Raw genomic sequence first — 8,180 nt, 5'->3', positions numbered from 1 at the left:
GGCTGAGGCTGAGGGGGCGGGTGTTGAGGCCAAGGGGCCGGGTGCTGAGGTGTACGACCTGGGTGTGGGGAAATATGATCTGGTGGTTTCTTCGGGGCCGAGTTACACGACGCGCCGGGAGGCGGTGAGTCAGCAGATGTTGGAGTTTTTGACGAAGTTTCCGCAGGCGGTGCCGTATATTGGCGATTTGCTGGTGAAGCATATGGACTGGCCGGATGCGGATGAATTGGCGAAGCGGTTGCAGGCGATGGTGCCGGCGGCTGGAGCGGGGCAGGCGCAGGCGCAGGCCGAGGCGCAGTCGGAGGCCAAGGGGCATGAGATTGATACGTATAACGCGCAGACGAAACGCCTGGTGGGGTTGATCGATAAATTGCCGCCGCAGACGGTGTTGCAGTTACTCGATTACCTGTCGCCGGGGATGTCTGAGGATCGGGGTGCCGTTCCCGGGCCAGCGGTGAGTGCGCCGGGGGCACCAGGTTACTAACAAACAGAAAAAACCAAGGAGCAGGTTGGATGACAAACAAGGTACATAAGGCAAAAAAGGACCCGCAGGTTGAGATTGAACAGGCGGCTGCGGATTATGCCAAGCAGCGTGAAGGAGCAATATCATGAATGAACTATGGATGGGCGAGGATGAAGGGTTTGATGGGGAGGCGGATGTTGGGTTCGAGGATGAGGGAGAGGCCTTTGACGATGAGGTGATGGGCGACGAAGCCGACTTGGACGAGGCCGATGACGAGGCCGATGACGAGGCCGATGACGAGGCCGATGACGAGGAGGCCGGTGAGGACGAGACAAGCGAAGGAGACGAGGAAGGCGAGGGGGACGAGGCGACGGAGCCGTTTGAGTGGGAAGGTCGCGCATACGAAGTGCCGGTGGAGTTGATGCCGGCGCTGACGGCGGCGAAGGCGGTGGAGACGCAGCGCCAGGATGTGTTGCAGGCGCAGGAGCAGTTGCAGCGGTCGTTGTCGGATTCGGGTGATTATTTACGTCAGGTGGGTTGGTCGATGGTGCTGGAGGAGCGGCTCAAGGGGTATCAGGAGCTGGACTGGCAGGCGCACTATCGCGCTGACCCGCAGCAGGCGCAGACGGATCGTTGGGAGTATGACCAGTTGCGCGATGAGCAGCGGCAGCTCAATGAGGCGATCAATCAACGCACGCAGGCGCGTGAAGCGGAACATGCGCAAGCGGTGGCGGCGCAGCTGGAGGCGGGGGCGCGGGCGTTGAAGCAGGCGATCCCGAACTGGACGCCGGCCCAGGGGCAGGCGATTCGGCAGTTTGCGTGCCAGCAATACGGTTATGAGCCGCATGAGTTATCGCAGGTGACGGATCACCGATTTGTGCAGGCGATGCGAGATGCGAAGCTTTATCGGGAGCGGGTGCGTCAAGGGGGTGGCAAAGCGGGGGTTAAAAAGGCGGGGGGTAAGGCACGGCGTGCCACATCATCGAAAGCGGGAGAAAAAGTCCGGAGCGCCTCGTCGGGTCAGGGCAAGGGGTCGCGTGCGGGCCGTTATCGTCCCTTGAAGTCGGCGCGGGGTCGGGGTGATCGCAAGGCGGAGCCGGCGTCGGTTTCGACGGCGGACTGGATCAAGGCGCGGGAAGCGCAGTTGCGCGATAAGCACAAACGCGCCCGGCGCCGGGGTGGCGATTGAGTAGCGCCGCGTTGGCGGGGCTGTGATTATTTAACAAGACAAGGAAGTCGACGATGGCAGCGAGCAAGCCGAATAAATTTTTGACCCCGAACGTGATCGCGAAGCGGGGCTTGAAACTCTTACACCAGCAGGCGAATTTCATTGGCCACATCACGCGGGGGTATGACGATCGTTATGCCAAGCGTGGCGCGAAGATTGGCAACACGCTGAAGATCCGTTTACCGAATCGGTTTATGCCGCGCGACGGCGCGACATACGCAGCGCAAGCGATCGATGAGCGTTCGGTGTCGTTGTCGATCACGAAGCAGGCGGGTGTGGACATTGACATTACCTCGGCGGACTTGACGACGTCGTTGGATGATTTTTCGGGGCGTATTTTGAAGCCGGCGGTGACGCAGGTGGTGGCGCAGATGGAGCGAGACTGCTTGAGCATGGTCTCGGAGGTTTATTCGCATGTGGTGGCCTCGGAGGATAAATTTTTGCGCCATATGCTGGCGTGTGGTGAGCGGTTGGATTGTCATTTGGCGCCCCGGGACGACCGGCGTCTGGGTTTGTTGGTGCCGGTGGACGCGACGCGGGCGGTTGAGGGTGCGCGGGGTTTGTACAATCCGGCGTCGGGTTTGTCAAAACAATTCAAAGCCGGATCGTTAGGTAAGACGGCGGGTTTGAAGTTTTTTGTCAACACGCATATTCCCCAGCCGTCCGGCACATCAGATGGGGATACTCAGCACGCAAAATCGGTGAGATTTATTGGTCGTTTTGTTGAAGTCAAAGCGGGTGGCGATGCGGATACGTCGACGGTTACGTTGGCGAATGCGGCGGATTTCACGGTGGGTGATCTTTTCACGTTTCCGGCCTTGCCCTTGGTGCATCCTGAGACGAAAAAGCGGCTTTATTACCCGTATCAGGGCCGGGTAACGGCGGTGAACGGGAATGTTGTCACGTTTACGCCGAAGGTGGTGGGGGCGTCGACGGGGTCGCGTGATGCGAATGTAGCGGATGACCAGCTGCCGACAAAAAGTGGCAGTGCCAAGCACGAGGTTAAGCTTTTCCGTGTTAAGGCGGATCATGCGCCGACGCAATCGGTGATTTTTCATCCGGAGGCGTTTTGTCTGGCGACGGCGGATCTGGTGAAGCCGGAGGGTGTGCATGCGGCGGCGGTGGAGCGGTTGGACGGGATCTCGATGCGGGTATTGCGATTGTACGATATTCAAGAGGATGTGTTTCGCTGCCGTTTGGACGTGTTGTATGGGTACACAGTGCTACGTCCGGAGCTGGCGGTGCGGTTGTTGGGTGCAGAACCGATGGGTTGATTGCATAGCGATGGTTAAGCGAGAAGCAAGGATGCTGAGATGGCGACAGAAAACAATTTTTTAGACTCGACGTTGGTGGCGCGGGAAGCGTTGCGCTTGTTACATGCGGAGCTTTCGTTTGTGGGGTCGATCACGCGGACGTATAGCGATGAGTTTGCGCAAAAGGGCGCGAAGGTTGGTGAGAAGGTTCAGGTCCGCATTCCCAACCGGTTCAAGGGGCGTGAAGGGCGGATGTATGAACGATCGGTGATCCGCGAGCGGAGTATTGACGTGGTGCTGGATCGTCAGAAAGGGGTGGATCTTTCGTTCACGTCGGAAGATTTGACGCTGGACATCGATGCGTTTTCGGATCGATTTTTACGCCCGGCGGCGAAGCAGCTGGCGACGCATATTGAGTGGGATGTGTTGAGTTTGGCGCATCGCGTGGGGCAAGCGGTGCTTTGTCCGGCGCATGGCCTGACGGTGGGCGAGGTGTTGAAGGGTCGGCGGTATCTGGATGACAGTTTGGCGCCGCAATCCGGTCGGCGGGGTTTGTTTTGTCCAGCGCACGTGCGTTCGTTGACGAAATCGATCCGTCGACAATACAACCCGGCGTCGACGATTGCGAAGGTTTACGAGGACCGGGCGTTTAGCCGGTTGAGTGGTTTTCAGTTCAACGACACGACGGTGATGCCGCCGATTGTGAGTGGCGAGGGCGACCGGGGGGTATCGAGTGGCGTGTTGAAGGCGGCGATCACGGGGAACAACCAGTCATCGTGCGCACTAAAAGGCAGTAAAAAAGGTGCGTTAAAGCCGGGTGACTGTTTTGCGTTTAAGGGTGTGTATGCGGTGCACCCGGAGACGAAGGTCCCCTACAGCTATTTGAAACAATTTTCGGTGGTATCGGTTGAGGCGGACGGCACCTTGGTGTTTACGCCGGAGATTGATACGCGCAGTGTCTACAAGAATGTATCGATTGAGCGATCAGGGCGGGCTGATGAGATAGCCGCTGGTACTGAGGTATTTAAGACTTTTCCGGCGGCTGGTTTTATGGAGAGCAGTTTACTTTACCATCCGGATGCGTTTGCGTTTGTGTCGGCGGATTTGGAGGTGCCGCGGGGTGTGGATTTTGCGGCGCGGGAATCACATGACGGGATTTCGATGCGTTTGGTGCGTGATTACGATGGGAAAAGCGATCATATGCTGTGTCGTTTTGATGTGTTGTATGGCTATGGTTTACTGGATGAATCGCTGGCGTGCCGTTTGGTGAGCAAGGCGTAAAAAGGCGAGGATTAAGCGGAACGGGAGAGGACAAGGATGTCAGGGAATGATAATGAAATTATAACGCCGGAGATGATCACGAATGAGTCGTTGCGGCTACTGCATGACAAACTGCCGTTTGTGAGCCGGATTAATCGGCGTTACAGCGATGAGTTCAAGCAAGGCGGTGCGCGTCACAGTGATGAGGTGATGGTGCGTTTTCCGAACCGGTATGAGGTGCGTGAGGGTGCCCGGTTACAGGCGCAGTCGACGCAAGAGTCGGTGGCGTATTTAAAGTTGAGCGAACAAAAGGGTGTGGACTTGGAGGTAACGTCGAAGGATTTGACGTTGCATATCGATGATTTCAGTCGGCGATACCTGGAGCCGGCGATGTCGACGTTGGCCTCGACGATCGAAGAGGACGTGTTGCGGTCGGTGCTGGCTGAGGTGGTGCATGTGATTCATCCCCAGGAAATGATGCCGATGCCGGATTGGTACGACGGGATGAGTTTGTTGGGTGCGTGGTTTGATGTGAACTTGATTCCATCGGATCGGCGCCGGTTGGTGATGAACAGTTACGACCAGGCGGAGATGGTGGATAGTTTGAAGGGCTATGCGCAGCGTGACACGTCTGTGAGCCGTCAGTACGAAACGGGGCGGATGCGGCGTTTTCAGGGTTTTGATATTGGGATGAGCCTGTCGATGCCGATGCGCGAACGGCGTGGTTGGGTGGAGACGGGTGATAATTACGGGATGACCCCCCTGGATCTGGGTCAGGCAGGCGACTCGTTCGACGCGGTAAACGCGACAGCGCCTTACAGTGAAGAAGAGATGAAGCCGTTGCCCAAACCCGGCGATTGGATCACCTTCGATGGTGTGTACCCAGTGCACCCCGAGACGAAGGATCCGGTGCGTTTATTTGGGTTGAAGCCCTTCAAGGTTGAGTCGGTGGTCGGCAACAAGGTGACGTTTACGCCGCGCCTGGTTTGGGCGGGGCCAAAGCAAAATGCCGCGGGGATAAGCGGTGATCGGTTTGATGCGGTTTGGAACAAGGGGACGGACGGGCAACACTATTACCGTTGGAATGTGGCGTTTGATCCGGAGGCGATTGCGTTTGTGACGGCGGATCTGGCGTTGCCGAAGGACGTGGATTTTGCGCATCGTTCGAATCATGACGGGATTGGGATGCGGGTGGTGCGCAAGTATGACATTAATGAGGATCGTTTTCCGTGTCGCATTGATGTGTTGTATGGGCGCAAGCTATTGCGGCCGGATTCGGTGTGTTTGCTGGTGGGGAACAGGGATGCGTAGGAGTTCGGGATGGAGATCAGGGATTACGATTCGCTGGTACAAGCGGTGTCGCACTATTTGCACCGGGACGATTTGAATGACGCGATCGCGGGGTATATTCAGCTGGCGCAAGCCCGGCTGAATCGAGATCTGAAGTTACGGGGTGAACGGGGGGATCGTGGTGTGGTGTTGGCGCAGGGCGAGAGGCGTTTGCGCTTGCCGTTGGACTTCAACGGATTTTTGTCGTTATGGGGGGGGTCTGCGGTGGCGCCGTTTGACCGGGGCGGTTTGCGTTGGCGAGATGTCGCGGGGAGCTGGTCGCAGCCCTTGGCGGTGCCTGCGCCGTTGCCTGCGCCGCCGGGTCGCCGGTTGCACTATGTGGATGACCGGGATTTAGCGGTGCGTGACCGGCCTGGGCGGCCGAGGCGTTTTAGTATTTTGGGTACCTGGTTGTTGTTTGAATGCCCGGCGGAGGAAGACCAGACCTACCGGCTGCACTATCTGAGGGCGTTCGCCCTGTCGGAAGCATCACCGACCAATTATTTACTCGAGCATCATCCCGATGCCTATCTGTACGCCACGTTGTTAGAAGCGCCGGTGCGGAGTTTTGATGACGATCGTCTGGTGGTTTACCAGGACCGGTATGACCGTGCGATCGAGAGCGTTACGGCCCATGAAGCGGACGCTTTGGGCGACGATGTGATGAGCTTGGATTTTGGCAGGCGAGACGATTTTTCCATGATGGAGGGCTAAGTGGACAGGGATGAACGCAAGTCCAATTCATTGCCACTGAATCAGGGGACGCCGACACGGGACGATCCGATCGAGGAGGGACCGGCGCATATCCGGCGGCTCAAGCAGGCCTTGAATCGCCGATTTGCGGGATTTGCCGGGACGGTGTTGTTGCAGGGGCGCGTTGTGCGGAAGGGGGCGGACCTGGGCACTTATCCGGTAGAGATTGCGGGTTCGCCTTTGTTCACGGCGGGGAGTCTGGTGCTGTTTCAAGCCGATGAGGTGAATGCTGCCAACGCGCGGGTGTATTTGAATCAACAGTTGATGATTCGTTGGGTGGATGCGGCGGCTGAGGCGTTGGCGGCGGGTCGTGTGCGAGCGGGGGAGTGGACGCTGAGTGTGTATGACGGAGAGTCGTTGCGTTTGTTGAGCCAGGGGGATGTGGCGCGAGCCACGGCGGCGATCGAGCGTCGGCTCGATGAGGTTGAGGCACAGGTGGAGGACAGTGCGGCAACGCTGACGGAGCAGGTGGAGGCGTTGGGTGGGGAAGTGCGCGAGGCCAAGGCGCAGGCCAAGGGGCTTAAAGACCGGGTGTTGGAGGCGATCAGGAAAGAGTTTAGAGCGGGGCTCTCGGGTGCCACGACCCGGCTGGATGGCGTAGAGCATAAAACCGCCGAGGCGTCGACCCGGCTGGATGGCTTAGAGCATAAAACCGCCGAGGCGTCGGCGGTTGCGCAGGCGGCGAAAGAGCAGTCCCAGTCGGCGGTGGATCAGGTGGGTGAGTTAGCGACGCAGGTTAAGGACAACCAGTCGGCGATCGAACAAAACCGGTCCTCGCTTGAGGCGAACGCATTGCCGGCGCAATCGGGCCAGGCGGGGCATTACTTGATGACGGATGGGGCTCAGGCGGCGTGGCAGGCGTTGCCGGCGTCGTCGTCGGTGGATGAGGGGGCGCTTAAAGAAGCGGTGAAGGCGGATCTCAAGGCGTCGTTTAGCCCTGAATTAAGGGCAGCAGAAGAGAAGCTGAATGCGGTTGAGTCACGTCAGAACGAGGTAGAAGCGCAGGCGAAGGCGGCGAGTGAGCAGGCCGAATCGGCGGATAAAAAAGCGCAATCGGCGCTGACGAAGGCCGATAGCAACCGGGCGGCGATCGAAGCGCATGGGTTGCCTGAACAGCGGGGTCAGGCGGGGCATTATTTGTCGACGGATGGGCAAGTGGCGAAGTGGGAGGAGTTGCCCGATCCCTCGGGGGCGGTCGCACACGAGGCGAAAGCGCAAGCCGATGAGGCCCGCGAGCGCGTCCAGTCGGTGGCGGATAAGGCGACGAATTTAGAGAAGAAGGTTGCGGACAATCAGACGGCGATCGAACAAAACCGGGAAGCGCTTGAACGCCAGCAGTCGGCGATCGAACAAAACCAGGATGTGCTTGGGGACCAACAGGCGACACTCGATAGGCATAATCAAGCGATTGAGGGGAACGCGTTGCCGGCGCAATCGGGTCAGGCGGGGCATTACTTGTCGACGGATGGCGAGCGAGCGGTTTGGGTGGTGCCTGCGGTGGATGGGGATGATCTTGAAGAGGTGACGGATGTTGCCCGGTCGGCAGTGGATCAGGTGGGTGCGTTAGCGACGCAGGTTAAGGACAACCAGGTGGCGCTTAAGAAAAACCGGGAAGCGCTTGAGGAGAACCGGGGTTTGATTGGTGCGCTGGATGAGAAGTTGGTTGAACAGACGGTGAGCCTGGGGGATGTCCAGGGGCAGTTATCGCGGGTATCGGGTCTGACAGGCGAGATTCCTGGGCGATGGAACCACTATCAGCTGTTGCGCGCAGCGGGGGCGAGTGATGCGGATTTTCGTTGGCGTGTGCCGTCTGGAGTGTATCACGTGGGTGTTGCGTGTTGGGGTGCGGGGGGCAAGCAGGGTTACGCGGTGGGATATGCGGGCGCAGGGGGGG

The 8,180-nt window shown here is 58.7% G+C and carries 7 protein-coding genes; all 7 read left to right on the top strand.

Annotation, left to right across the window (positions count from 1 at the left end; translation table 11 throughout):
* Positions 1–484 (top strand): portal protein (locus CODIS_RS21215; protein ID WP_305782139.1); only part of this gene is annotated, 484 nt, incomplete at its 5' end.
* A 124-nt stretch (positions 485–608) separates the two neighbouring features.
* Positions 609–1,652: a hypothetical protein gene (locus tag CODIS_RS20195; protein WP_069128456.1), complete on the top strand. Its 1,044-nt coding sequence runs from the start codon at positions 609–611 to the stop codon at positions 1,650–1,652.
* A gap of 53 nt (positions 1,653–1,705) precedes the next feature.
* Positions 1,706–2,965, top strand: a complete 1,260-nt coding sequence (locus tag CODIS_RS20190; protein ID WP_069128455.1) for a P22 phage major capsid protein family protein — start codon at positions 1,706–1,708, stop codon at positions 2,963–2,965.
* A gap of 39 nt (positions 2,966–3,004) precedes the next feature.
* Positions 3,005–4,225, top strand: a complete 1,221-nt coding sequence (locus tag CODIS_RS20185; RefSeq protein WP_069128454.1) for a P22 phage major capsid protein family protein — start codon at positions 3,005–3,007, stop codon at positions 4,223–4,225.
* 36 nt (positions 4,226–4,261) lie between these two features.
* The gene (locus CODIS_RS20180) at positions 4,262–5,515 is read left to right on the top strand and encodes a P22 phage major capsid protein family protein (protein ID WP_069128453.1); all 1,254 of its coding nucleotides are present in this window, start codon (positions 4,262–4,264) and stop codon (positions 5,513–5,515) included.
* Positions 5,516–5,524: 9 nt separating this feature from the next.
* The gene (locus CODIS_RS20175; protein ID WP_069128452.1) at positions 5,525–6,247 is read left to right on the top strand and encodes a phage adaptor protein; all 723 of its coding nucleotides are present in this window, start codon (positions 5,525–5,527) and stop codon (positions 6,245–6,247) included.
* Positions 6,248–8,180 (top strand): hypothetical protein (locus CODIS_RS20170; protein ID WP_154723229.1); only part of this gene is annotated, 1,933 nt, incomplete at its 3' end. It lies immediately after the preceding gene.

It is taken from the genome of Candidatus Thiodiazotropha endolucinida, from assembly GCF_001715975.1.
In the GTDB taxonomy this organism is placed as follows: domain Bacteria; phylum Pseudomonadota; class Gammaproteobacteria; order Chromatiales; family Chromatiaceae; genus Thiodiazotropha; species Thiodiazotropha endolucinida.
The sequence above is the reverse complement of the archived record's forward strand: the minus strand, read 5'-3'. Positions and strand labels throughout refer to the sequence as shown.

What these genes read in the sequence shown, in the direction of transcription:
- CODIS_RS20195 (WP_069128456.1), top strand. Translation starts at nt 609, where the DNA reads ATGAATGAACTATGGATGGGCGAGGATGAAGGGTTTGATGGGGAGGCG.
- CODIS_RS20190 (WP_069128455.1), top strand. Translation starts at nt 1,706, where the DNA reads ATGGCAGCGAGCAAGCCGAATAAATTTTTGACCCCGAACGTGATCGCG.
- CODIS_RS20185 (WP_069128454.1), top strand. Translation starts at nt 3,005, where the DNA reads ATGGCGACAGAAAACAATTTTTTAGACTCGACGTTGGTGGCGCGGGAA.
- CODIS_RS20180 (WP_069128453.1), top strand. Translation starts at nt 4,262, where the DNA reads ATGTCAGGGAATGATAATGAAATTATAACGCCGGAGATGATCACGAAT.
- CODIS_RS20175 (WP_069128452.1), top strand. Translation starts at nt 5,525, where the DNA reads ATGGAGATCAGGGATTACGATTCGCTGGTACAAGCGGTGTCGCACTAT.